Source organism: Pseudomonas sp. A6 (assembly GCF_052367875.1).
In the GTDB taxonomy this organism is placed as follows: domain Bacteria; phylum Pseudomonadota; class Gammaproteobacteria; order Pseudomonadales; family Pseudomonadaceae; genus Pseudomonas; species Pseudomonas citronellolis.
On record NZ_CP198970.1, the window covers coordinates 2,415,632 to 2,440,557 of the forward strand.

A 24,926-nucleotide genomic window follows, 5' to 3' on the forward strand; every position below is an offset into this window, starting at 1 on the left:
ATGGATCGCAGTCGGGAGATTCTGCATGATTCAGCTCTTCGCCACCGCCATGCCGGGCGGCCCCAAGGATTCCAGCGGCCCGGGCGTGCATGCCCCGCGGCGTGCGCAACGGAGGTGCGACGCCTGACATGCCTCGCCTTTCCCTGCTGCCCCTGGTGGGCACGCTGCTCGCGGCCAGCGCCTTCGCCGCCGACGTTCCCGACAGCCACGACCTCGACGTGCTGCCGCGTTTCCCGAGGGCGGAGATCGTCGATTTCACCAGCGCCCCCGCCACCGAGCGCGTCTACCCGCTGGGGCCGATCAGCCGCATCAGCGGGCGCCTGCGCATGGAAGGCGAGGCGCGCGCCCTTGGCCAGCTCTCCGCGCTGACCTACCGCCTGCCCGACGAGGACTCCAGCGCCAGCGCCTTCGCCGCCGCGCGCAAGGACCTGCTCAAGGCCGACGCCACCCCGCTGTTCTGGTGCGAGGGCCGCGACTGCGGCTCCAGCAGCCTGCTGGCCAATGCGGTGTTCGGCAAATCCAGCCTCTACGGCCCGGACGACCAGCAGGCCTACCTGCTGGTGCGCCTGGCCGCGCCGCAGCAGGACAGCCTGCTGGCGGTCTACGCCATCACCCGCGGCAACCGCCGCGCCTACCTGCACGCCGAGCAACTGGACGCCGGCAGCGCCCTGGGCGAACTGCTGCCCAGCGCCGCGACCTTGATGCGCCTGCTCAAGGCCAACGGCGAGCTGACCCTCAGCCACGTGCCCGCCGAGCCCGGCGGCGCCTGGCTCGACCTGCTGGTGCGCACCCTGCGCCAGGACACCGGCGTGCGCGTCGAGCTGGCCGGCGCCCACGCCGCCGACTGGCGCAGCGCCCTGGCCGGCCAGGGCGTGCGCGATGCCCGCCTGGAGCTGGGCAGCGGCGAAGGGGACGGGCTGCACCTGACCTGGCTGCGCTGATTCGCCTACGCTGAAGCTGGGCGCGCCCTGTGCCCGGCTGCCGTCGCCGTACCGAGAAGGAGTCCGGCCCCGATGTTCGATAACCTGCTGTTGCGCATCCTCCTGGTGGTCCTGCTGGTCGCCACCCTGTGGGTGCTGGCGCCGTTCTGGACGGCGCTGTTCTGGGCCGCCGTGCTGGCCTTCGCCAGCTGGCCGCTGATGCGCCTGCTGACGCGCCTGCTGGGCGGCCGCGAGGCCCTGGCGGCGGGCGTGCTGACCGCCTTCTGGATCATCGTGGTGGCGCTGCCGCTGCTGGGCCTGGGCTTCGGCCTGGCGGACAAGCTGCGCGCCGGCGTCGAGCTGGTGAAGAACCTGCAGGTCTCCGGCCTGCCGCCGCCGCCGAGCTGGCTGGCGCGCACCCCGCTGATCGGCGACCGGCTGGTCGGCTGGTGGTACTCCATCGACCAGCAGGGGGTGGCCATCTTCTCCGCGCTCAAGCCCTACATGGGCGAGGTCGGCAACTGGCTGCTGGCGCGTTCGGCCAAGCTGGCCGGGGGCATCTTCGAACTGGTCCTGAGCCTGGTGCTGATCTTCTTCTTCTACCGCGACGGCAAGCGCCTGGAAGCCTTCGCCTACCAGATGCTGGAGCGCCTGATCGGCCCGCGCGCCGAGCACTACATGGACCTCATCGCCGGCACCGTGCAGCGGGTGGTCAACGGCGTGATCGGCACCGCGGCGGCCCAGGCGGTGCTGGCCTTCATCGGCTTCAGCATCGCCGGGGTGCCCGGCCCGATCCTGCTCGGCCTGCTGACCTTCGTCTGCAGCCTGCTGATGGTCCCGCCGCTGGTCTGGGGGCCGGCCACCGTCTGGCTGTTCTTCCAGGGCGAGTACGGCTACGGGGTGTTCCTGGGCATCTGGGGCTTCTTCGTCATCAGCGGCGTGGACAACATCCTCAAGCCCTACCTGATCAGCCGCGGCGGCAACCTGCCGCTGGTGGTGGTGTTGCTCGGCGTGCTCGGCGGGCTGCTCAGCTTCGGCTTCATCGGCCTGTTCCTCGGCCCGGTGCTGCTGGCAGTGGTCTACAACCTGGTCAACGACTGGATCGAGAGCCCCAAGCGCGGCACCCTGCCGCCGGGCGGCCCGGGGGACAAGGCGCCCTAGGCCAGCTGTGCAGAAACCTGTAGGAGCAGGCCCTGCCTGCGATTCGCGCGCAGGGCGCGCTCCTACAGGGGGATGGCGTGGGTGGGTCATCCGCGAATCGCGCCGGGATGTCCGGCTATCGCGGACAGAGTCCGCTCCTACGATTCCAGGACGCACGGCTTTTCGTAGGAGCGAGCTTGCTCGCGAACAAGCCCCGCTGCGATGCCTGTTCGCGAGCAAGCTCGCTCCTACAGGAAGGCGCCGTGCTTACCCGCGTGCCGCCTCGGCCGGGAGCGCCTCGCTGCGCACGCCGACCAGCCGGTCGCGGCCGGCGCCCAGGCCGGCCACCAGGGCGCCCAGGCTGATGGCGATGAAGATGACGCCCACCGCATTCCAGCCGTCGCTCAGATCGTGCACCAGGCCGACCAGGAAGGGCCCCAGGGCCGCCAGGGTGTAGCCCACGCCCTGAGCCATGCCGGACAGGTGAGAGGCGACGTGGGCGTCGGGCGAGCGCAGCACGATCAGCGCCAGGCCGATGCTGAAGGTGCCGCCCTGGCCCAGGCCGAGCACCACCGCCCACAGCCACAGGCTGCCGTTGGGCGCATAGAGCAGGCCGAGCAGGCCGGCGAGGGTCAGCGCCAGGACCAGGAACACCACCAGGCGCTGGTCGCGCCCGCGGGTGCCGAGCCAGGGCGCGCCCAGGGCGCTGAACAGCTGCACCATCACCGAGCCGGACATCATCAGCCCGGCGGCCGTCGGGCTCAGGCCGCGGTCGATGAGGATCGACGGCAGCCAGCCGAACACGATGTAGGCCAGCGACGACTGCAGGCCCATGTACAGGGTCACCTGCCAGGCCAGCGGATCGCGCCACAGGCCGCGGACCTGGAAGGCCTGGCGGTGGGCGTGCTGGGCCTGGCGCGTCTGCGGCAGCCAGACCAGCGCGGCGAGCACCGCCGGTAGGGCCCAGGCGGCCAGGGCCGGCTGCCAGCTGCCGCCGAACAGTTCGGCCAGGGGCACGCTGGCCCCGGCGGCCAGGGCCGCGCCCAGGCACAGGGCCATGGTGTAGACGCCGGTCATGATCCCGGCGATGTGCGGGAAGTCGCGCTTGACGATGCCCGGCAGCAGCACGCCGATGATGCCGATGCTGGCGCCGGCCACCAGGCTGCCGAGGAACAGCCCGGCGATCGGGAACAGGCTGCGCAGGACGATGCCGGCGGCCAGCAGCAGGAGGATGACCAGCACCGCCCGCTCGGCCCCCAGGCGTCGCGCCAGGCGGGGCGCCAGCGGGGCGAACAGGCCCAGGCAGAGCACCGGCAGGGTGGTCAGCAGGCCCGCGGCGGCGGCCGACAGGCCGGTGTGCTCGCGCACCGTGTTCAGCAGCGGCGCCAGGCTCGACAGCGCCGGGCGCAGGTTCAGCGCCACCAGCACCAGGCCGAGCAACAGCAGCCAGGGCCGCACCGGTGCGGGTGTAGGGGCGGGGGCTTCGTCGATCTCGGCGTCGATCAGCAGTTCGTCGGCGTGATGTTGTTGTTGGGACATGGTGGCAATCGCAAGGCAGTGGGAAGGGGAAGTCAGATCAGCAGCGCGCGGTTGGCGGCCGCGGCTGCCTCGGCGTCCTGGCGCTCCAGGGCGTCCAGCAGTTGCTGGTGCAGCTCGAAGGCCGGCTGCGGGCGGCCGGGTTCGCTGATGGTGTGTTGCAGGCCGGCGCGGATGACCTGGGAGAAGTAGCGGTACAGCTCGCTCAGCAGCGGGTTGTGGGCGCTGTCCACCACGCGCTGGTGGAAGGCCAGGTCGTGCTCGACGTAGGCCTGAAGGTCGCCGCCGTAGTGCTGCGCGCTGAGCGCCAGGGCCTGGCGCAGGGCGGCAAGGTCGGCGTCGCTGCGGCGCAGGGCGGCCAGGCGCGCGGCCTCGACCTCGATTACCCCGCGCGCTTCCAGGGCCTGTTCGATGGAGCCGCGGGCCAGGGCCAGCATGGTGTCCAGCGGGTCGGCGCAGGCGCGCACGTAGGTGCCGTCGCCCTGGCGCACTTCCAGCACGCCGGAGAAGGTCAGCACGCGCACCGCCTCGCGCACGGTGTTGCGGCTCATGCCGAGGATTTCCGCCAGCTCCGGTTCCGGCGGCAGGCGTTGGCCGAGGGTCCAGGCGCCGCTGTCGATGCGCTGGCGGATCTGCTCCAGGGCGATGTCGACCAGGGAGCGCTTGAGGGGATTGACCATATAGACATCCAATCATCGGATGATTAGGCCGGACAGGCTACTGCAGCGGTGGGGGGCTGGCAAGGCGCGGATCGTCCCCCTGCAGGAGCGCGCCCTGCGCGCGATTCGCGGGCAGGGCCCGCTCCTACAGGGTTACGGCCCGATGAAAACGGCGGATAACGCCGTACGGATTGGGCCGACCGCGGACGGAGGCGGGCAGGGCTTCTCGTAGGAGCGAGCTTGCTCGCGAACAAACTCCGCTGCGGGGCTCGTTCGCGAGCAAGCTCGCTCCTACGAAGAGCATCTCGGTGCAACCTGCAAGACCCGTAGGATGGGTTGAGCGAAGCGATACCCATCGCCATTGCCCGATGGGTATCGAAAGCGCCCCGGCGCAGCCGGCGGGAGGCTCAGGCGGCGATATTGAGCAGGCTACCGCTGGTGTTCTGGTAGCTGGCGGCGCTGCTGTCCTGGTAGTGCCTGGCCAGCATGGCGAGCATCTGCTGCACGGCTTCGGCGCCGGCCGAGCCGCTGTTGGTGCTGGATGTGTCGCTGCTGGTGCTACTGGCCAGGCTGCTGTCGGTTTCCCCGGAAGCGGGCGGCGGAGGCGGTGGCATGTCGCCCTGGGCCTGTTGCAGGGCGCTGCTCAGTTCGTCCTGGCTGATGCTGCCGTTGCCGTCGCTGTCCAGGGCGCTGAACAGCTCGCTGCTGTCGGTGCCGGAGGCGCTGGCGGCGCTGAGTTCGTCGCTGCTGATGCTGCCGTCGCCATCGCTGTCCAGGGACGACAGCAGGTCGCTGGCGGCTTGCTCGGAGGAGGGCGGCGGCGGAGGCGGCGGCATGTCGCCCTGGGCCTGCTGCAGGGCGCTGCTCAGTTCGTCCTGGCTGATGCCGCCGCTGCCGTCGCTGTCCAGCTGGGCCAGCAGCGAATCGATGTCGATGTCGCCGCTGTCGCTGCCGGAGGCGGACAGGGCGCTGTCCAGCTCGCTGGAACTGACGCTGCCGTCACCGTCGCTGTCGAGGGACTTGAACAGGTCGGCGGCGAATTTCTGCGCCTTGTCGCTGCTGCCGCTGGTGCTGGTTGTGCTGCTGGAGCTGCTGGCGCTGCGCTGGGTGCTGGCGAGCGCGGCGCTGCTGTAATAGCTGCTGTAGCTGCTGACTCCACTGATCATCGGACTGCCTCCATGAGGTTATAGGTCCGGAACTGGAGTTCCGGTCCTGGCAGATTCGATGGGCGCCTTGTCGGCGGTATGTGCGCTTTGTATGCGGCGGCCGACAAAGCCTCAGGCGCGCGGCAGGCGCAGCACCGCGGTGGCGCCGCCGTCGGGGGTTTCCTCGAAGTGCAGGTCGCCGCCGTGGCGCCGCGCCGCCTCGCGGGCGATGGCCAGGCCCAGGCCGACGCCGCCGGAGTTGCGGTTGCGCGAGCCTTCCAGGCGGAAGTAGGGCTCGAATACCTGCTCGCGCATTTGCGCGGGGATGCCCGGGCCGTGGTCGCGGACGAGGATTTCCACCTGCTGGCCGCTGTCGCGCAGTATCAGTTGCACCTCGCCGGCATAGCGCAGGGCGTTGTCCAGCAGGTTCGACAGGCACGAGCGCAGGGCCAGCGGCTGTACCTTCAGCGGCGCGCACTGGCCTTCGACGCTGACGCGGGCGCCGTGCTCGCAGGCGTCCTCGGCCAGTGATTCGACCAGGGCGTTGACGTCGAACCACTGCAGCGCCTCGCTGGTGCGCTCCTGGTGCAGGTAGTGCAGGGTGGAGTCGAGCATGCCGATCATCTCGCCCAGGTCCTGGGCGAAACGCGCGCGCAGCTGCGGGTTGTCGATCTCCTCCACGCGCAGTTTCAGGCGCGACAGCGGCGTGCGCAGGTCGTGGGACACCGCCACCAGCATGCGGCTGCGCTGCTGCACCTGCTCGCGGATGCGCTCGCGCATGCGGTTGAAGGCCTGTGCCGCGCGCTGTGCCTCCTGCGGCCCGGTTTCCGGCAGTGGCGGGCTGTCCAGGTCCTCGCTCAGCTGCAGCGCGGCATTGCCCAGGCGCTCCACCGGGCTGGCGAGCAGGCGCGCGCCGAACCAGGCGGCGCCGACCAGGGCGAGCAACTGGAACAGGAAGGGCATGCTCCAGAACGGCAGCCGCGGCGGCGGGGGCGGCGGCGGGCCGACCATGTGTCCCTCGAACTGCTCATGGGGCGGTGGCGGCGGCGGTGGAGGCGGACCGGGATGGCGGAAGTGGCTGAACCAGACGAAGGCCAGCAGGTGCGCGACCACGATGGCCAGCAGGAACACCCCGAACAGACGGGCGAACAGGCTGTCGGCGAGCTGCAGCGAGCGCTTCTTCATCTGGCCTCCTTGGCCGGGCCGGCGTCAGGCGATGTCACGGACGTCGAACAGGTAGCCTTCGCCGCGCACGGTCTTGATCAGCCGCGGCGAGCGCGGGTCGTCGCCGAGCTTCTGGCGCAGGCGCGAGACCAGCAGGTCGATGCTGCGGTCGAAGGCCTCGATGGCGCGGCCGCGCGCGGCGTCCAGCAGCAGCTCGCGGTTGAGCACCCGGCGCGGGCGCTCGAGGAACACCCAGAGCAGGCGGAACTCGGCGTTGGACAGCGGCACCACCAGGCCGTCCGGGGAGTGCAGCTGGCGCAGCACGCTGTCCAGCCGCCACTGGTCGAAGCGCACCTGGGCGCGCGGTTCGTTGCGCGCCTCGTCGCCGCGCACGCGGCGCAGGATGGTCTGGATGCGCGCCACCAGCTCGCGCGGCTCGAAGGGCTTGGCCATGTAGTCGTCGGCGCCCAGTTCCAGGCCGATGATGCGGTCGGCCGGCTCGCAGCGCGCGGTGAGCATGAGGATCGGGATGTCCGACTCGCTGCGCAGGTAGCGGCACAGCGACAGGCCGTCCTCGCCGGGCAGCATCAGGTCCAGCACCACCACGTCGAAGTTTTCCTCGGCCAGCGCCTGGCGCATGCCCGCGCCGTCGGCCACGCCGCGCGCCTCGATGTTGAAGCGCGCCAGGTAGCCGCAGAGCAGTTCGCGGATCGGCTCGTCGTCGTCCACCAGCAGGGCGCGGATGGTCCAGCGGCGCTGGCTGTCTTGGCTGGAGGTGGGGCTGGAGGGAAACATGCGGTACCTGTCGCTGGGAGCGCCCGGGGCGCGGGGTCAATGCTAACCCGCCGTCGCACGGGGGGCCACGGTAGGCAAGGTTGACGGCAACGGATATCGACAGAGTGTCGTCAATGTATCAGCGCACTTACAAAGCCATGCCATAGCGCTTCTTTACGCTTTCTTTATGCCCGCCGGAAGCCCCGCCAATCGCTTCTTTACGCCCGCTTTGCGGAGACTTTTCCCATCGCGAGGATTCGCCTGCGTAAGGAGAGACAGACATGAGCGTGCTCGACGGGGTGTCCCTGGTCCTGGCCACGGGACTTTTCATCTACCTGCTGGTGGCGCTGCTGCGCGCCGACCGTTCCTAGGGGGCTGAATGAACAGCCATGACGTGCTGCTGATCGCCGCCTTCTTCGCCCTGGTGCTGCTGCCCGCGCCGCTGCTCGGGCGCTTCTACTACAAGGTGATGGAGGGCGAGCGCACCTTCCTCAGCCCGGTGCTGGCGCCGGTGGAGCGCCTGATCTACCGCGTCTGCGGCATCGACCCGCAGAGCGAACAGAACTGGAAGGGCTACACCCTGGCCTTGCTGGCCTTCAACCTGGCCGGCCTGGCCCTGCTGTTCTCCATCCTGGTGGGGCAGGGCGCGCTGCCGCTCAACCCGCAGCACCTGCCGGGCCTGGAATGGACCCTGGCCTTCAACACCGCGGTGAGCTTCGTCACCAACACCAACTGGCAGGCCTACAGCGGCGAGGCGGCGCTGAGCTACCTGAGCCAGATGCTCGGCCTGACCGTGCAGAACTTCGTCAGCCCGGCGGTAGGCCTGGCCGTGCTGGTGGTGCTGGCCCGCGGCATCGCCCGCAAGTCCACGCAGAACCTCGGCAACTTCTGGGTCGACCTGACCCGCGCAACCCTCTACGGCCTGCTGCCGCTGTGCCTGATCCTGGCGCTGCTGCTGGTCTGGCAGGGCGTGCCGCAGACCTTCCTCGACTACGTCCATGCCACCACCCTGCAGGGCGCCGAGCAGTCCATCCCGCTGGGCCCAGCGGCCAGCCAGATCGCCATCAAGCAGCTGGGCACCAACGGCGGCGGCTTCTTCGGCGTGAACTCGGCGCACCCGTTCGAGAACCCCACGGCCTGGGCCAACCTGTTCGAGCTGGCGTCGATCATCCTGATCCCGGCGGCGCTGGTGTTCACCTTCGGCCACTACGTCAAGGACCTGCGCCAGAGCCGCGCCATCCTCGGCTGCATGCTGCTGCTGTTCGTCGTCGGCCTGGGCGTCGCCCTGTGGGCCGAGTACCAGCCCAACCCGGCGCTGGCGCACCTGCCAATCACCCAGGGCGCGCCCCTGGAAGGCAAGGAGAGCCGCTTCGGCACCACCGCCAGCGTGCTCTGGGCGGTGACCACCACGGCCGCCTCCAACGGCTCGGTGAACGCCATGCACGACAGCCTCAACCCGCTCAGCGGCCTGGTGGCGATGTTCAACATGATGCTTGGCGAGGTGGTCTTCGGCGGCGTCGGCGCCGGTCTCTACGGCATGCTGCTGTTCGTCCTGGTCGCGGTGTTCCTGGCCGGCCTGATGATCGGCCGCACTCCGGAATACCTGGGCAAGAAGCTGGAGGCCCGCGAAGTCCGCCTGCTGGTCGCCACCCTGCTGGTGATGCCGGTCGGCGTGCTGGTGCTCGGCGCCATCGCCGCCAGCCTGCCGGGCCCGGCCGCCTCGGTGAGCAACCCCGGCGCCCACGGCTTCAGCCAACTGCTCTACGCCTATACCTCGGGCACTGCGAACAACGGTTCGGCGTTCGGTGGCTTCGGCGCCAACACCCCGTTCCACAACCTGATGATCGCCCTGGCCATGCTCATCGGCCGCTTCGGCTACATCGTCCCGGTGCTGGCCATCGCCGGCAGCCTGGCGGCGAAGAAGCGCGTGCCGGTGGGACCGAACAGCTTCCCCACGCACGGCCTGCTGTTCGTCGGCCTGCTGGCGGCGACCATCCTCCTGGTCGGTGGCCTGAACTTCCTGCCGACCCTGGTTCTCGGCCCGGTGGCCGATCACCTGACCCTGGGCTTCTGAGGAGCCGATAGATGAACGCCAAGACCCAGGACATGTCGCTCAAGAGCGCCACGTCCGCCCCCGAGAAACGCCACAGCCTGAGCTTCGCCGCGCTGTGGAGGCCGGCGCTGCTGCAGGCCTTCGTCAAGCTCGACCCGCGCCAGCTGCAGCGCTCGCCGGTGATGCTGGTGGTGGAGTTGACCGCCATCCTCACCACCGTGCTGTGCTTCACCGGCGGTGACGCCGTGCCGCTGTCGGTGGCCGCGCAGATCGCCGCCTGGCTGTGGTTCACCGTGCTGTTCGCCAACTTCGCCGAGGCCCTCGCCGAGGGCCGCGGCAAGGCCCGCGCCGACAGCCTCAAGGCCGGCACCCAGGGCCTGATGGCGCAGCGCCTGAACGTCGACGGCGCCTACGAAAGCGTGCCGGCCACCAGCCTGCGCAAGGGCGACGTGGTGCGCGTGGTGGCCGGCGAGCTGATCCCCGGCGACGGCGAGGTGATCGAAGGCGTGGCGGCGGTCAACGAGGCCGCCATCACCGGCGAATCGGCGCCGGTGATCCGCGAATCCGGCGGCGACCGCTCGGCCGTGACCGGCAACACCCGCCTGGTCTCCGACTGGCTGCTGGTGCGCATCAGCGTCAACCCCGGCGAGTCGACCCTCGACCGCATGATCGCCCTGGTGGAGGGCGCCAAGCGGCAGAAGACGCCCAACGAGGTGGCGCTGGACATCCTGCTGATCGGCCTGACGCTGATCTTCCTGCTGGTGGTGGTGACGCTCAAGCCCTTCGCCCTGTTCGCCGGCGGCAGCCTGCCGCTGGTGTTCCTGGTGGCGCTGCTGGTGACGCTGATCCCCACCACCATCGGCGGCCTGCTCTCGGCCATCGGCATCGCCGGCATGGACCGCCTGGTGCGCCTGAACGTGATCGCCAAGTCCGGCCGCGCGGTGGAGGCCGCCGGCGACGTGCACGTGCTGATGCTCGACAAGACCGGCACCATCACCTTCGGCAACCGCCGCTGCGCCGCGCTGCACGCCGCGCCGGGGGTGACCGCGCTGGAGCTGGCCGAGGCCGCCTTCCTCGCCTCGCTGGCCGACGACACCCCGGAGGGCAAGTCCATCGTCGAGTTCCTCCGCGCGCAGATCGTCCTGCCGGAGCCGTCGCGCGAGCAACTGACGCCCATCGCCTTCAGCGCCGAGACGCGCCTGTCCGGCGTCGATCTCGACGGCCGTGTGTACCGCAAGGGCGCGGTGGACGCAGCCCTGGCCTTCGTCGGCCGCGCCCGCGACGACCTGCCGGAAAGCCTGGCCAAGGAGGTCGAGCGCATCGCCCAGAGCGGCGGCACCCCGCTGCTGGTGGTGGCCGACGGCAAGCTGATGGGCGTCATCCACCTCAAGGACGTGGTCAAGCCGGGCATCCGCGATCGCTTCGCCGAACTGCGCCGCATGGGCATCCGTACCGTGATGGTGACCGGCGACAACCCGCTGACCGCCGCGGCCATCGCCGCCGAGGCCGGGGTGGACGACGTGATCGCCGAGGCCACGCCGGAGAAGAAACTGGCGCGCATCCGCCAGGAGCAGGGCGAGGGACGCATGGTCGCCATGTGCGGCGACGGCGCCAACGATGCGCCGGCGCTGGCCCAGGCGGATGTCGGCATGGCCATGAACGACGGCACCCAGGCGGCCCGCGAGGCGGCCAACCTGGTGGACCTGGACAGCGACCCGACCAAGCTGCTCGACGTGGTCCAGGTGGGCAAGGAGCTGCTGGTGACCCGTGGCGCGCTGACCACCTTCTCGGTGGCCAACGACGTGGCCAAGTACTTCGCCATCCTGCCCGCGCTGTTCGCCGGCATCTACCCGCAGCTGCAGGTGCTCAACGTCATGCACCTGGCCAGCCCGCAGAGCGCCATCCTCTCGGCCATCGTGTTCAACGCGCTGATCATCATCGCGCTGATCCCCCTGGCCCTGCGCGGCGTGCGCGTGGCGGCCAGCGACGCCATGCACCTGCTGCGGCGCAACCTGCTGATCTACGGGGTGGGCGGGATCATCGCGCCCTTCATCGGGATCAAGGCCATCGACCTGTTGCTGGTGGCCTTGGGCCTGGCTTGAGTCGTTGTTTTCTGGGTTCCCGCGTTCGCGGGAATGACAAGGGAAAATCCGAAGTCAATCCCGTCATTCCCGCGAATGCGGGAACCCAATCAACAACCTCGCGTGACAACACGGTTCATACGTATCGAGGAAACCGAAAAATGCTCACCCACATCCGTCCCGCCATCGCCTCCCTGGCCCTGCTCTCGCTGGTCACCGGCGTGGCCTACCCGCTGCTGGTCACCGGCATCGCCCAGGTGGCCTTCCCCGAGCAGGCCAACGGCAGCCTGGTGCGCGACGCCAAGGGCGAAGTCCGCGGCTCGGCGCTGCTGGCGCAGAAGTTCGAGGGCCCGCAGTGGTTCCACGAACGGCCCTCGGCCGGCGACTACGCCACCGTCTCCAGCAGCGCCTCCAACCTGGCCCCGGGCAACCCGGCGCTGGCCGAGCGCATCGCCAAGGACGCCGCCGCCGAGGCGGTGGCCGGGCGCCCGGTGCCGCTGGCGCTGGTCACCACCTCCGGCAGCGGCCTGGACCCGCAGCTGCCGCCGGACGCCGCGCTCTACCAGGTGCCGCGCATCGCCCAGGCCCGCAGCCTGCCGGAGCAGGCCGTGCACAACCTGGTCGAGGCGCATACCCGGCGGCCGCTGGTGGGCCCGGCGGTGGTCAACGTGCTGGCCCTGAACATGGCCCTCGAGCAACTGCCTCGCTAGACTTGCGCGCAACCCCCTGGAGGCCAGCATGACCGATCCCAAGCGCGCCGACGCCCTGCTCGCGGACCTGGAGCGCAACGGCCGCGGACGCCTCAAGGTGTTCCTCGGCGCCGCCCCCGGCGTGGGCAAGACCTACGCCATGCTGCTGGCCGCCCAGGGCCAGTTGCGCCAGGGCGTGAACCTGCGCGTGGGCATCGTCGAGACCCACGGCCGCGCCGAGACCGAGGCGCTGCTCGCCGGCCTGCCGCAGCAGCCGCTGCTGCGCTCGGAATACCGCGGCATCCACCTCGCCGAGATGGACCTCGACGGCCTGCTGCGCGAGCCGCCGCAGCTCGCCCTGGTCGACGAGCTGGCTCACAGCAACGCCCCCGGCAGCCGCCACGCCAAGCGCTGGCAGGACATCCAGGAACTGCTCGCCGCCGGCATCGACGTCTACACCACGGTCAACGTCCAGCACCTGGAAAGCCTCAACGACCAGGTGCGCGACATCACCGGCGTGCAGGTGCGCGAGACGGTGCCCGACTGGGTGCTGCAGGAGGCCGACGAACTGCTGCTGGTGGACCTGCCGCCGCGCGAGCTGCTGGAGCGCCTGCGCGAGGGCAAGGTCTACGTGCCGGAGCAGGCGAGGGCGGCCATCGACGCCTTCTTCAGCCAGACCAACCTCACCGCGCTGCGCGAACTGGCCATGCAGACCGCCGCCGCGCGGGTGGATGCGGACCTGGCGCATCGCTACCGCCAGCAGGGCGGCGAGGCCCCGGCGCTGCGCGGCCGGCTGCTGCTGGGCGTGGACGGCGAGCGCAACGCCGAGCGCCTGGTGCGCCACGCCTCGCGGGTGGCCGAGCGCCGTCACCTGCCCTGGAGCCTGGTCCACGTCGACACCGGCGATGCCCGCGACGAGCAGTCGCGCCTGTACCTGCAGAGCGCCCAGCAACTGGCCGAGCGCCTGGGCGGCGAGGTCGTGCAGCTGCGCGGTGGGGAAGTGGCGCGCACCCTGGTCGAGCACGCCCGCGAGCGCCGCGCCAGCCTGATCCTGGTCGGCCGTTCGCGGCAGCGCTGGCACCGCCGGCTGTTCGGCGGCGGCCTGGCGGCGCGCCTGCTGCGCCTGGGCGAAGGGTTGGAAATCAGCGTGCTGGACAGCGAGGCCGACCTGGCTCCGGCCACCCCGCGCCGCGGCGAGCGCGGCCACTGGCGCGACTACCTGCTGGCGGCCCTGGCCGCCGCCGGCGCCAGTGCCCTGGCCTGGGGCGTGGCGCATCTGCTGGAGCTGCCGAACATCTCCCTGGTGTTCCTCGCCGCCGTGCTGCTGGTGGCGGTGCGCAGCAGCCTGTGGCCGGCGCTGGTGTGCGCGGTGCTGTCGTTCCTCGCCTACGACTTCCTGTTCATCCCGCCGTACTTCTCCCTTTCCATCCAGCGCGAGCAGGACGTGCTGACCCTGCTGTTCTTCCTGCTCATGGCCGCGCTCACCGGCAACCTCGCCGCGCGCCAGCGCCGCCAGCTGCAAGTGCTGCGCGACACCCAGGAAGAGACCGGCGCGCTGCTGGAGCTGTCGCGCAAGCTCACCGCCGCCACCGACCGCCAGGCGGTGCTGGCCGCCGCCGCCCAGCAGTTCGCCCTGTGGAATGACCTGGACATCTGCGTGCTGGCCCGCCAGCACGACGACTGGAAGGTGGAGAGCGGCCATGCCCGCGGCTTCGACGAGCAGGAGCGCGCCGCCGCCGACTGGGCCTGGCAGCACGACCAGCCGGCCGGCCTGGGCACCGGCACATTGCCGGCGGGGCGCTGGTGGTGGTGGCCGCTGTCGGCGGAGGAGGGGCCGCTGGCGCTGCTCGGCGTGCGGCCGAAGGACGGCGAGCCGCTGCCCGGCCAGCGCCGCCGCCTGCTGGCCGCGCTCGGCCAGCCGCTGGCCCAGGCCCTGGCTCGCGCGCGCCTGGCCGACGACCTGGAAGCCGCGCGCCTGCATGGCGAGACCGAACAACTGCGCAGCGCGTTGCTGGCTTCGGTCAGCCACGACCTGCGCACCCCGCTGACCACCATGCGCGGCGCCATCGACAGCCTGCTGGCCCTGGGCAACGCGATTCCCCCGGCCGACCGCAAGGAGCTGCTGGAAAGCACCCGCGACGAGGCCGAGCGCCTGGACCGCTACATCCAGAACCTGCTGGACATGACCCGCCTGGGCCAGGGCGGGTTGAAGCTGGCGCGCGACTGGGTGGCCCCGGAGGACATCGTCGGCAGCGCCGTGCACCGCCTGCGCGCGTTGCTCGCGCCCTACCGCGTGGAGACCCGCGTGCCGGCCGAACTGCCGCTGCTGTACGTGCACGCGGCGCTGATCGAGCAGGCGCTGGTCAACGTATTGGAGAACGCCGCGCGCTTCTCGCCGCCGGGCGGGCGCCTGCGGGTGCAGGCCGCGCAGGTCGGCGACGAGCTGCAGTTCAGCGTCAGCGACGAAGGCCCGGGGATTCCCGAGGTCGAGCGCGAGAAGATTTTCGACATGTTCTACAGCGCCGCCAGGGGCGACCGCGGCGGGCCGAGCACCGGCCTGGGCCTGGCGATCTGCCAGGGCATGGTCGGCGCCCACGGCGGGCGCATCAGCGTCGGCGACGGCCTGGACGGCCGCGGCACCACCCTGACCCTGCACCTGCCGCTGCAGCGCCAGCCGGACCTGGAGCAGCTTGATGCCGGTAGTTGAAAGGCCCAAGCTAGGCGCCACCGCCCCCAGCCAGCCGAGCCCGATGAGCAACGCCAACGCCGCCTGCATCCTGGTCATCGACGACGAACCGCAAATCCGCAAGTTCCTGCGCATCAGCCTCAACGCCGGCGGCTACCGGGTGGTGGAGGCCGGCAGCGGCGAGGAGGGCCTGGCCCAGGCGGCGCTGAACCGCCCGGACCTGGTGGTGCTCGACCTCGGCCTGCCGGACAAGGATGGCCAGCAGGTGCTGCGCGAGTTGCGCGAATGGTCGCAGGTGCCGGTGCTGGTGCTCTCGGTGCGCGCCGCCGAGAGCGAGAAGGTGCTGGCCCTGGACGGCGGCGCCAACGACTACGTGACCAAGCCCTTCGGCATCCAGGAATTCCTCGCCCGGATCCGCGCGCTGCTGCGCCAGGGCCACCAGGGCGAGAACCAGGAAGCGCAGGTGGCGGTGGGGCCGCTATTGGTCGATTTCGCCTACCGCCGGGTGAACCTCGACGGCGCCGAAGTGGCGCTGACCCGCAAGGAGTACGCGGTGCTGGCCACCCTGGCCCGGCACCTGGGCCGGGTGGTCACCCAGCAGCAACTGCTCAAGGACATCTGGGGCCCGACCCACGTCGAGGACACCCACTACCTGCGCGTGGTGGTCGGCCACCTGCGGCAGAAGCTGGCGGACGACCCGGCCAACCCGCGCTTCATCGTCACCGAGGCCGGCGTCGGCTACCGCCTGCGCGATGCCTGATGAAAATCGCGGACGGAGTCCGCTCCTACAATGGGGCCTGCCGCCCGGCATGAACCGTAGGAGCGCAACTTTTGCGCGAATCGCGGGTAGGGCCCGCACCTGTGTGCCAGGCGAAACCCCGTCGTAGGAGCGGACTCCGTCCGCGATAGCTCGAACCCGCGCAAAGAGCACCCTCTCCCCAGCCCTCTCCCGCAAGCGGGAGAGGGGGCTGTTCGGCGCGGGTGGAAAGGTCGGTGCAATCCTGTGGACGCGGATTCTCCACCTCGTACCGATCCAGGCCAATCGGCGGATAACGCCGTAGGCGTTATGCGCCCTACGGATTCTCCGCTTCGTACCGGTCCAGCGTATCGCTGGCGATCTGCCTTCCCAGGGCCACCAGCTCCGGGGCCTTGTAGAACTCGAAGAAGCGGCACACCCGCTTGGGCACGTTGATCAGCACGTCCGGCGGGTAGCCGGCGATCTTGTACTGCGCCAGGGAAGTCTGCATCACCTCGAAGCTCTGGTTGACCAGCTCCAGCAACGAGGCCGGGCTGCTGCTCTCGATCACCCGGCTGCCGCTGGCGGATTTCGGCGAGCCCTTGGCCAGGGGCGCCGCGGCCGGCTGCTGCATCTCCGGCTCGGCCGGCTCCTCGCTGTCCGGCACCGGCTCCAGCAGGGCTTCGGCGCGCAGTTCCGGCGGTTCCAGCTCCGGGCCGTGGCGGCGGAACCGGCTGAGCTTGTCGCCGAGGCTGCCGATCAGGCTGTCGAAGCGGCCCTTGAGCGCCGCCGGCCGCTCGATCACCGGCAGTTGGTACTGGCGCTGGTTGGTGGCGTTGAGGTTCACCGCGATGATCAGGTCGGTGTGGCTGGACACCACCGGCACGATCGGCAGCGGGTTGAGCAGGCCGCCGTCGACCAGCATGCGCGGGCCCTGCATCACCGGGGTGAACAGGCTGGGAATGGCCGCCGAGGCGCGCATGGCCTGGTGCAGGTCGCCTTCCTGGAACCAGATTTCCTGCTGGTTGGTGAGGTCGGTGGCCACCGCCGTATAGGGGATGGGCAGGTCCTCGATGTTGATGTCGCCGATGATCTCGTGGATCTTGCCGAACACCCGCTCGCCGCGGATGGCGCCGAGGCGGAAGCTGACGTCCAGCAGGCGCAGCACGTCCAGGTAGTCCAGGCTTTCCACCCAGTCGCGGTATTCCCCCAGCTTGCCGGCGGCGTAGATGCCGCCGATCACCGAGCCCATGGAGCAGCCGGCGATGCAGGCGATTTCGTAGCCGCGCCGCTCCAGTTCCTCGATCACGCCGATATGCGCATAACCCCGTGCTCCGCCGGAGCCGAGCACCAGCGCCACTTGTTTCGACATGGACGGTTATTCCTCTGAAAACAAGGCATTGCAAGGCGCGGCGCACGGCCTGGGCCGGCGCCGGATGTCACTGACGATACGCCCGGGTAGGGCGGGGCGCCAAGGGTGTTTGCTAGAATCGGCCGATCGATTTCCCGCCTCGGAGCCAAGCATGAGCGAACCCATCCGCCTGACCCAGTACAGCCACGGTGCCGGCTGCGGCTGCAAGATTTCCCCCAAGGTGCTGGAGGTGATCCTGGCCGGCAGCGGCGCGCAGAACCTGGACCCGAACCTGTGGGTCGGCAACGCCTCGCGCGACGACGCTGCGGTCTATGCTATCGACGGCGAGCGCGGCGTGGTGTCCACCACCGACTTTTTCATGCCCATCGTCGACGATCCCTTCGACTTCGGCCGCATCGCCGCCACCAACGCCATCAGCGACATCTACGCCATGGGCGGCGACCCGCTGATGGCCATCGCCATCCTCGGCTGGCCGGTCAACGTGCTGGCCCCGGAGATCGCCCGCGAGGTGATCGCCGGCGGCCGCAAGGTCTGCGACGAGGCGGGCATCCCGCTGGCCGGCGGCCACTCCATCGACGCCCCCGAGCCGATCTTCGGCCTGGCCGTCACCGGCCTGGTGGAAAAGCGCTTCATGAAGCGCAACGACACCGCCACCGCCGGCTGCCGCCTGTACCTGACCAAGCCGCTGGGCATCGGCATCCTCACCACCGCCGAGAAGAAGTCCAGGCTGCGCGCCGAGGACGTGGGCCTGGCCCGCGACTGGATGTGCACCCTGAACAAGCCCGGCAGCCGCTTCGGCAAGCTCGCCGGGGTGACGGCCATGACCGACGTCACCGGCTTCGGCCTGCTCGGCCACCTGGTGGAGATGGCCGACGGCGCCGGCCTGACCGCACGCGTGCGCTTCGACGCGGTGCCGCGCCTGGAGCACGTGCAGTACTACCTGGAGCAGGGCTGCGTGCCCGGCGGCACCCTGCGCAACTTCGACAGCTACGGCGAGCGCATCGCGCCGCTGCCGGAACTGCACAAGCTGCTGCTGTGCGACCCGCAGACCAGCGGCGGCCTGCTGGTGGCGGTGACCCCCGAGGGCGAGGCGGAATTCCTCGCCACTGCCGCCGAACTGGGCCTGCGACTGGCGCCCATCGGCGAGCTGGTCGAGCGACAGAGTCACGCGGTAGAGGTGGCCTGATGCGCGACAACACCCGGCACTACCGCGAACTCTTCCTCAATGACGTCCCGCTGATGGACGTGCGCGCCCCGGTGGAATACACCAAGGGCGCCTTCCCCCACACCGAGAACCTGCCGCTGATGAATGACATCGAGCGGCAGAAGGTGGGCACCTGCTACAAGCAGCATGGCCAGCAGGCGGCCATCGCCCTGGGCCACGAACTGGTCTGCGGCCCGCTCAAGGCCGAGCGCATCGAGGCCTGGCTGGACTTCGCCCGGCGCCACCCGGACGGCTACCTGTACTGCTTCCGCGGCGGCCTGCGCTCGCAGATCGTCCAGCAGTGGATGAAGGAGGCCGGCATCGAATACCCGCGCGTGGTCGGCGGCTACAAGGCGCTGCGCGGCTTCCTCTTCGACACCACCCGCGCGGCCACCGAGGAATGTTCCTTCGTGCTGATCGGCGGCCTCACCGGCACCGGCAAGACCGAGGTGGTGGCGCAACTGGACAACGCCCTGGACCTGGAAGGCCACGCCAACCACCGCGGCTCCAGCTTCGGCCGCCGGGCCACGCCGCAGCCGGCGCAGATCGACTTCGAGAACCGCCTGGCCATCGACATCCTGAAGAAGCGCCACGCCGGCATGAGCCAGTTCGTGCTGGAGGACGAGGGGCGCATCGTCGGCAGCTGCTCGCTGCCGCTGGAGCTGTACCAGGGCATGCAGGGCTACCCGCTGGTGTGGCTGGAGGACAGCTTCGAGGGCCGGGTGGAGCGCATCCTCAAGGACTACGTGATCGACCTGTGCGCCGAGTTCGTCGAGGTGAAGGGCGCGCCGGAAGAAGGTTTCGAGGCCTTTGCCGCCTACCTGCGCAAGAGCCTGTCGGGCATCGTCAAGCGCCTGGGCGGCGAGCGCTACCAGCGCCTGGCGGCGATCATGGACGAGGCCCTGGACGAGCAGCGCCGCAGCGGCGCGGTGGACCTGCACCGCGGCTGGATCGAGGGGCTGCTGGGCGAATACTACGACCCGATGTACGCCTACCAGCTGGAAAGCAAAGCCTCGCGCATCGAGTTCCGCGGCAACCACGACGAGGTGGTGGAGTACCTGCGCGCCCGGGCGTAGGGCGTATAACCGTTCGCGGTTATACGCCGCTACACCTCCGTTGCCGCCAACGCCTTGGCCGAACCTGGGCGCATACCCGACCAGCGCCAGGCCCGACAACGAGCGGGCCGGCAGCGAAGGCTAAACGGCGGATAACGTCGAACGTTATCCGCCCTACGCCAAGCCCACCTGTCACGTAGGGCGTATAACCGTTCGCGGTTATACGCCGCTACACCCCTGTTGCCGCCAACGCCTTGGCCGAGCCTGGGCGCATACCCGGCCAGCGCCAGGCCCGACGGCGAGCGGGCCGGCAGCGAAGGCCAAACGGCGGATAACGTCGAACGTTATCCGCCCTACGCAAAGGTTGCCGTGGAGTAGGGCGCGCAGGGCGGCGGCGGTCTAAGCTGGAACACGCCCGAATCACCAAGGAGGTTGTCATGAAGGCACTTTTTGCAGTTCTCGCCGCCAGCCTGGTGCTGGCCGGCTGCTCCGGCAAGACGGTCAACCGCGACAGCTGCGCCAGCGAACTGAACGCCGCCTGGCACGAGCTGGACCTGGCCAAGGCCGAAGGCTTCGCCGGCACCGTCAGCTACTCCAAGGCGCTGGCGCTGATCAGCGCGGCCAAGACCGAGCAGCAGGTCGAGTCCTACGGCGGCTGCCTGGACAAGGCCAGCAAGGCGCGCTTCTACATCAAGGAATCGCGCGCGGGGCGCTGACCGGGCGCGGGCAGGGCGGGCATAATCGCCGGGCGGACGGGCGATCCGGCCCGCCCGGCAGTCAGGAACCCTCTCCCATGCAACTCGACTTCAGCACCCTCGCGCCCGCCGACGCCTACCGCTGGCTGGCCTCCACCGTCACCCCGCGGCCCATCGCCTGGGTGTCCACCCTGTCCGCGCAGGGCCAGGGCAACCTGGCGCCCTTCAGCTTCTTCCAGGTCATCAGCGACGAGCCGCCGACGCTGATGGTCAACACCAGCATCCGCGACGACGGCAGCGTCAAGGACACCCTGCGCAACGTCCGCGAGACCGGCCAACTGGTGATCCACCTGGTCAGCGCCGCCCAGGCCGAGACCATGAACGCCACCGCCGCCACGCTGCCCCATGGCGTCAGCGAGATCGAGCAGGTCGGCATCGCTACCCTGCCCAGCGTGCGCGTGGCGCCGCCGCGGGTGGCCGGCGCGGCCGTGGCCTTCGAGTGCGAGCTGGCGCAGATCCAGCCCTACCCGGCGGACAAGCCCAGCTGCTACCTGATCTTCGCCCGCGTGCTGCTGGCGCACATCGACGACGCCGTGCTGCGCGACGAGCGCCACGTCGACCCGGCGAAACTCGACCTGGTCGGCCGCCTGGGCGGCACCCATTACAGCTTCACCCGTGACACCTTCAGCATGATCCGCCCCAAATAGGGGCGCAGGCCGCCGCGCGCCGGGACCTTGGCGCGCGACTGTCCTGGATGCGACCTGCGCATGCCCGTGCGCAACATCGAATTGCCATCATCGACGCCGCCCCTTGTTCCGCCGGTCGGCCGGCTCCTAATGTTCCGTCCCAAAGCAACGACAAAGAACGGGAGAGCTTCGGTCGAAGACTCTCCCGCAGGGCATTTGGCAAGGGGAGGAGTGGCATGGTCGCGTTCGTGCAACGGCGGTTGGCCAATCTGGGCACGGCGAAGAAACTGGCGCTGGGTTTCGGCCTGGTATTGCTGCTGACGGCGCTGGTGGCCGGGATCGGCGTCGGGGCGCTGCGCTCCATCGAGCAGCGCTTCGCCCTGCTGGACGCCATGAGCGCGGTCAACCGCGAAGTCCTGGAGATGCGCCAGAGCGAGAAGGACTTCGTCCGCGACGCCAGCCCCAAGGCCGCCGAGCAATTGCGCCAGCGCGCCAAGCTCCTCGCCGGGCACGTCGAGCAGCTCAAGGCGCACCCCGGCCAGGCCGAGGCCATGGAGCGCGTGGCCCAGGCCATGGCCGGCTACCTGGCCTCCTTCGACCGCTTCGAGCAGGCCAGCAAGAGCCGCCACCTGGCCCTGGAGGCCGCCAACTGGTCGGTGTCCAGCGCCTCCAACAGCCTGGACATCCTGCAGTCCAGCCTGGCCGACGACGGCGCCTACGAACTCAAGCAGAGCCAGGGCCAGAACGGCGAGGAACTGCTCAAGCAGGCGGCCCAGGTCGGCCAGCTCTACCGCCTGGTGCTGCAGGGCCTGAACGAGGCCCGCGCGCGCCTGGACCAGAAGGACGGCGAGGCCGCGGGCGATGCGCGCATCAAGTCCGCCGACGAGGCCCTGGAGCTGTCCAAGCAGCTGCAGACGGCGATCACCGATCCGGCCTACGTCTCGGTGATCAAGGACGTGGCCACCAACATCGACGGCTTCGGCAACAACCTCGGCGACTACTCCGCCGGCCTGGCCAAGGAGCAGCAGGCGCACCGCGAGATGTCGCAGCGCGCCGAGGAAATGATGCAGCAGGTGGACGCCTCCTACGCCACGCAGCAGGCGGCCATGGTCAGCGTGCTGCACAGCAGCGTGGGCGCCATGCTCGGTTCGGCGGCGCTGGCGCTGCTGGTCGGCACCCTGGCCGCGCTGCTGATCGGCCTGCTGATCGTGCGCCCGCTGCGCCAGGTGATCGGCATGGCCAGCCGCATCGCCGAGGGCGACCTGAGCCAGACCATCCGCGTCGAGCGCAAGGACGAGGTGGGCCAACTGATGGCCGCGGTGGACGCCATGGCGCAGAGCCTGCGCGGCATCGTCAGCCGTCTTCATGAAGGCGTCGGCCGCATCACCTCCTCGGCGCAGGCGCTGTCCGACGTCACCGAGCGCACCCAGAGCGGCGTCAACAGCCAGAAGGCCGAGACCGACCAGGTGGCCACGGCGATGAACCAGATGGCCGCCACCGTCCACGAGGTGGCGCGCAACGCCGAGGCCGCGGCGCACTCCGCCGAGCAGGCCGACGGCACCGTGGCCAGCGGCCAGCAGGTGGTGCGGCGCACTCTCGGGCGCATTTCCGAGCTGGCCGAGGCGGTGCGCGAGGCCTCCGCCAGCATCCACGACCTGGGCCGCGAGAGCCAGAACATCGGCAGCGTGCTCGACGTGATCAAGGCGGTGGCCGAGCAGACCAACCTGCTGGCGCTCAACGCCGCCATCGAGGCGGCCCGGGCCGGCGAGCAGGGCAGGGGCTTCGCCGTGGTGGCCGACGAGGTGCGCGCCCTGGCGCGGCGCACCCAGCAGTCGACGGCGGAGATCGAGAAGCTGATCGGCACGCTGCAGAACGGCGCCCAGGCCTCGGTGCAGCACATGCAGCACAGCCATCAACTGGTGGAGAAGAGCGTCGGCGACGCCGAGCAGACCGAGACCGCGCTGGGCGAGATCGCCGCGGCGGTGGCGGTGATCCACCAGATGAACCAGCAGATCGCCGCGGCTTCCGAGCAGCAGAGCGCGGTGGCCGAGGAGATCAACCGCAGCGTCACCAGCATCCGCGGCATCGCCGACGAATCGGCCCAGGCCATGGAGTCCACGGCCTCCTCCAGCGTCGAACTGGCCCAGCTCAGCCGCGACCTGCAGGGGATGGTGGGGCAGTTCCGCCTGTAGGCAGCACCGAGCCCCTGTAGGAGCGGACTCTGTCCGCGATTCGCCTGACGCCGGCCTTGCCGGCGGAATCGCGGATGAATCCGCTCCTACCATAACCGGCGGGCACGGCTTCTCGTAGGAGCGAGCTTGCTCGCGAACCGCATGGCACCGCGTTTGTTCGCGAGCAAGCTCGCTCCTACGAAGAGCTTGCGGCGGCCTCCTGCTGGCGCTTGTACCAGCGCCGGTAGGCGTTCACCCCCGCGCGCACCGAGCTGAACACCAGCGGCGGCTTCAGTTCGCCCAACTGGCCGGAGCGCTCCATCATCGCCAGGGTTTCCCGCGGCACCCGCGCCAGGGACAGGTGCACCTCCTGCGCCGCCAGGGTCTGCTGCACCTCGCGCAGCACCGTCAGGCCGCTGACGTCCAGGTTCAGCACGCCCTCGGCGTTGAGCAGCACGGCGCGCGGCGCCTTGGTCTCGGCCACCACCTGCAGCAGGCGCTGCTTGAAGTAGTCGGCGTTGAAGAACAGCAGCGGCGCGTCGAAGCGGTAGATCACCAGGCCCGGCAGGGTGTGCGCCTGCGGGTAGCGGCTCAGCTCGACCTGGCCGTCGATGCCGTGGACCCAGCCGAGCACCGCGTCGCTCGGTTTGTAGGTCAGGTACAGCAGGCGCAGCAGGGCGATGACGATGGCCACGAAGATGCCCGGCAGCACGCCGACGCTGAGCACCCCGACGGTGGTCAGCAGGCACAGGCCGAACTCGAAGCGCGACAGGCGCCAGAAGCCCTTCAGCGCGCTGAAGTCGATCAGGCCCCAGCCGGCCATCAGCAGCACCGCGCCCAGGGCCGGCATGGGAATCCAGCCCAGCGGCGCGCTGAACAGCACCAATGCCAGACCGATGACCAAGGTGGCGACTATGCCGACCATCTGCGTCTGGCCGCCGACCATGTCATTGACCGCGGTGCGCGAGTCGGCGCCGCTGATGACGAAGCCCTGGGACACCCCGGCGCCGATGTTGGCCACGCCCAGGGCGACCATCTCGCGGCTGGCGTCGATGCTGTAGCCGTGGCGCGCGGCGAAGCTGCGGGCGGTGAGCATGGCGCTGCAGAAGCTGACGATGGTGATGCCCAGGGCGTCGCGGAACAGGTTGCCCATCTCCTGCACGCTGGTGCGCGGCCAGCTCAGCTCCGGCAGGCCCTGGGGCACCGCGCCGAGCAGGGCGATGCCGTAGCGGTCCAGGCCCAGCGCTACGCTGGCCAGGGTGGCGAACAGCACGCCGACCAGGGCACCGGGGATTTTCGGGTAGCGCCGCGGCAGCAGGACCATCAGCAGCAGGGTGGCCACGCCCAGGACGAGGGTCGGCAAGTGCGTGCTGCCGAGGTTGCGCAGCAATGCCAGCAGGCCGGCGAGGAAGCCGCTGGTCTCGGTGTGGTAGCCCAGCAGCTTGCCCAACTGGCCGGCGATCAGGCTCAGGCCGATGCCATTGAGGTAGCCCACCAGAGTCGGCCGCGACAGGAAGCTGGCGATGAAGCCGGCGCGCACCAGGCCGCCGACGATGGACAGCAGGCCGACCATCACCGCGACGATCATCGACAGTTGCAGCAGGCGCTGCGGATCGCCCGCCGCCAGCGGGGTGATGGCCGCCGCGACCATGGCCGCGGTGGCGGCGTCGGGGCCGACCATCAGTTGTTTCGAGCTGCCGACCAGGGCGTAGATCAGCATCGGCAGGATGCAGGCGTAGAGCCCGACCTGGGCTGGAAAGCCGATGATCTGGGCATAGGCGATGGCGGTGGGAATCTGGATGGCCGCCACCGACAGGCCGGCGAGGACGTCCGGGCGCAGCCAGGCGGAGTGGTAGTGCAGCAGGTTGTCCAGGCCGGGCAGCCAGCGGGTGAGGGGCATGGGTGTCTTCCGTGAAGCGTCGGGGCTGAAGCTTAGCCACAGTGTAGGGCCGCGGCTTGCCCGGCGTCAGTTCCCGGCGTAGGAAGACGAAGGATTTCGAGAGGGCGGTAGGGGATGGCGCCGGGATGCTTTTCGTAGGAGCGAGCTTGCTCGCGAACCCAACCACCCGTCACTGGGTTCCCGCGTTCGCGGGAATGACGGGGATGGTTGGGCGTTTCAGGATAACTCCGAACTCCCCATCCGCTCAGGACAGCCCCCTC

20 protein-coding genes and 1 pseudogene are annotated in these 24,926 nt (G+C 70.1%); 14 read left to right on the top strand and 7 right to left on the bottom strand.

All coding sequences use genetic code 11. The features are described 5' to 3' along the window. The first annotated feature begins 128 nt into the window (after positions 1-128). Positions 129-941, top strand: a complete 813-nt coding sequence (locus ACTWJ5_RS10940) for a DUF4892 domain-containing protein (RefSeq protein WP_074984909.1) — start codon at positions 129-131, stop codon at positions 939-941. A 72-nt stretch (positions 942-1,013) separates the two neighbouring features. Then, entirely contained in the window at positions 1,014-2,081 is a 1,068-nt protein-coding gene (locus ACTWJ5_RS10945) for an AI-2E family transporter (RefSeq protein WP_074984907.1), read from the top strand. Between the two features lie 246 nt (positions 2,082-2,327). On the opposite strand, the gene ACTWJ5_RS10950 is transcribed toward ACTWJ5_RS10945, so the two are convergent. The 5 genes from ACTWJ5_RS10950 to ACTWJ5_RS10970 form a co-directional block, all read right to left on the bottom strand. Beyond that, the gene (locus ACTWJ5_RS10950; protein WP_444438495.1) at positions 2,328-3,599 is read right to left on the bottom strand and encodes a CynX/NimT family MFS transporter; all 1,272 of its coding nucleotides are present in this window, start codon (positions 3,597-3,599) and stop codon (positions 2,328-2,330) included. Between the two features lie 32 nt (positions 3,600-3,631). After that, positions 3,632-4,276, bottom strand: coding sequence for a FadR/GntR family transcriptional regulator (locus tag ACTWJ5_RS10955; RefSeq protein WP_253390110.1), 645 nt, complete (start codon positions 4,274-4,276; stop codon positions 3,632-3,634). 386 nt (positions 4,277-4,662) lie between these two features. Next, positions 4,663-5,421 carry a XopAW family type III secretion system calcium-binding effector gene (xopAW, locus tag ACTWJ5_RS10960; RefSeq protein ID WP_444438497.1) on the bottom strand — a complete coding sequence of 253 codons (759 nt, stop codon included), beginning with the start codon at positions 5,419-5,421 and terminating at the stop codon, positions 4,663-4,665. 111 nt (positions 5,422-5,532) lie between these two features. Continuing rightward, entirely contained in the window at positions 5,533-6,585 is a 1,053-nt protein-coding gene (locus tag ACTWJ5_RS10965; RefSeq protein WP_444438499.1) for a sensor histidine kinase, read from the bottom strand. Positions 6,586-6,609: 24 nt separating this feature from the next. Further along, the gene (locus tag ACTWJ5_RS10970; protein ID WP_043314263.1) at positions 6,610-7,359 is read right to left on the bottom strand and encodes a response regulator; all 750 of its coding nucleotides are present in this window, start codon (positions 7,357-7,359) and stop codon (positions 6,610-6,612) included. Between the two features lie 260 nt (positions 7,360-7,619). On the opposite strand from ACTWJ5_RS10970, the gene kdpF reads away from it, so the two are divergent. From kdpF to ACTWJ5_RS11000, 6 genes are all read left to right on the top strand, one after another. Next, positions 7,620-7,709, top strand: a complete 90-nt coding sequence (gene kdpF, locus ACTWJ5_RS10975) for a K(+)-transporting ATPase subunit F (RefSeq protein WP_009618573.1) — start codon at positions 7,620-7,622, stop codon at positions 7,707-7,709. Positions 7,710-7,717: 8 nt separating this feature from the next. Then, the gene (gene kdpA / locus ACTWJ5_RS10980; RefSeq protein WP_444438502.1) at positions 7,718-9,412 is read left to right on the top strand and encodes a potassium-transporting ATPase subunit KdpA; all 1,695 of its coding nucleotides are present in this window, start codon (positions 7,718-7,720) and stop codon (positions 9,410-9,412) included. A gap of 11 nt (positions 9,413-9,423) precedes the next feature. After that, entirely contained in the window at positions 9,424-11,493 is a 2,070-nt protein-coding gene (gene kdpB / locus ACTWJ5_RS10985; RefSeq protein WP_444438504.1) for a potassium-transporting ATPase subunit KdpB, read from the top strand. Positions 11,494-11,633: 140 nt separating this feature from the next. Then, positions 11,634-12,182: a potassium-transporting ATPase subunit KdpC gene (kdpC, locus tag ACTWJ5_RS10990; protein WP_444438506.1), complete on the top strand. Its 549-nt coding sequence runs from the start codon at positions 11,634-11,636 to the stop codon at positions 12,180-12,182. Between the two features lie 28 nt (positions 12,183-12,210). Next, positions 12,211-14,868 carry a DUF4118 domain-containing protein gene (locus tag ACTWJ5_RS10995; protein WP_444438508.1) on the top strand — a complete coding sequence of 886 codons (2,658 nt, stop codon included), beginning with the start codon at positions 12,211-12,213 and terminating at the stop codon, positions 14,866-14,868. Positions 14,869-14,911: 43 nt separating this feature from the next. Further along, positions 14,912-15,607, top strand: coding sequence for a response regulator (locus tag ACTWJ5_RS11000; RefSeq protein WP_116424102.1), 696 nt, complete (start codon positions 14,912-14,914; stop codon positions 15,605-15,607). A gap of 313 nt (positions 15,608-15,920) precedes the next feature. Here ACTWJ5_RS11000 and ACTWJ5_RS11005 read toward each other — a convergent pair whose 3' ends face one another. Next, positions 15,921-16,955 carry a patatin-like phospholipase family protein gene (locus tag ACTWJ5_RS11005; RefSeq protein WP_074984885.1) on the bottom strand — a complete coding sequence of 345 codons (1,035 nt, stop codon included), beginning with the start codon at positions 16,953-16,955 and terminating at the stop codon, positions 15,921-15,923. A gap of 151 nt (positions 16,956-17,106) precedes the next feature. Between ACTWJ5_RS11005 and selD the strand changes: the two genes are divergently transcribed. From selD to ACTWJ5_RS11035, 6 genes and pseudogenes are all read left to right on the top strand, one after another. Continuing rightward, positions 17,107-18,141 carry a selenide, water dikinase SelD gene (selD, locus tag ACTWJ5_RS11010; protein WP_058072309.1) on the top strand — a complete coding sequence of 345 codons (1,035 nt, stop codon included), beginning with the start codon at positions 17,107-17,109 and terminating at the stop codon, positions 18,139-18,141. Then, positions 18,141-19,235 carry a tRNA 2-selenouridine(34) synthase MnmH gene (mnmH, locus tag ACTWJ5_RS11015; RefSeq protein WP_074984883.1) on the top strand — a complete coding sequence of 365 codons (1,095 nt, stop codon included), beginning with the start codon at positions 18,141-18,143 and terminating at the stop codon, positions 19,233-19,235. Before selD ends, mnmH begins: the two co-directional genes overlap by 1 nt. Positions 19,236-19,651: 416 nt before the next feature. Next, positions 19,652-19,930 (top strand): hypothetical protein, encoded by a 279-nt coding sequence (locus ACTWJ5_RS11020; RefSeq protein WP_009618591.1) that lies wholly within the window; start codon positions 19,652-19,654, stop codon positions 19,928-19,930. A 77-nt stretch (positions 19,931-20,007) separates the two neighbouring features. Continuing rightward, entirely contained in the window at positions 20,008-20,616 is a 609-nt protein-coding gene (locus tag ACTWJ5_RS11025; RefSeq protein ID WP_061562175.1) for a flavin reductase family protein, read from the top strand. Between the two features lie 1,214 nt (positions 20,617-21,830). Further along, a pseudogene (locus ACTWJ5_RS11030) lies at positions 21,831-21,881 on the top strand (hypothetical protein); the annotation flags it as partial. 201 nt (positions 21,882-22,082) lie between these two features. Further along, positions 22,083-22,787, top strand: coding sequence for a methyl-accepting chemotaxis protein (locus ACTWJ5_RS11035; RefSeq protein WP_444439571.1), 705 nt, complete (start codon positions 22,083-22,085; stop codon positions 22,785-22,787). 175 nt (positions 22,788-22,962) lie between these two features. On the opposite strand, the gene ACTWJ5_RS11040 is transcribed toward ACTWJ5_RS11035, so the two are convergent. After that, positions 22,963-24,666, bottom strand: a complete 1,704-nt coding sequence (locus ACTWJ5_RS11040) for a SulP family inorganic anion transporter (RefSeq protein WP_444438511.1) — start codon at positions 24,664-24,666, stop codon at positions 22,963-22,965. Positions 24,667-24,926: the final 260 nt, after the last annotated feature.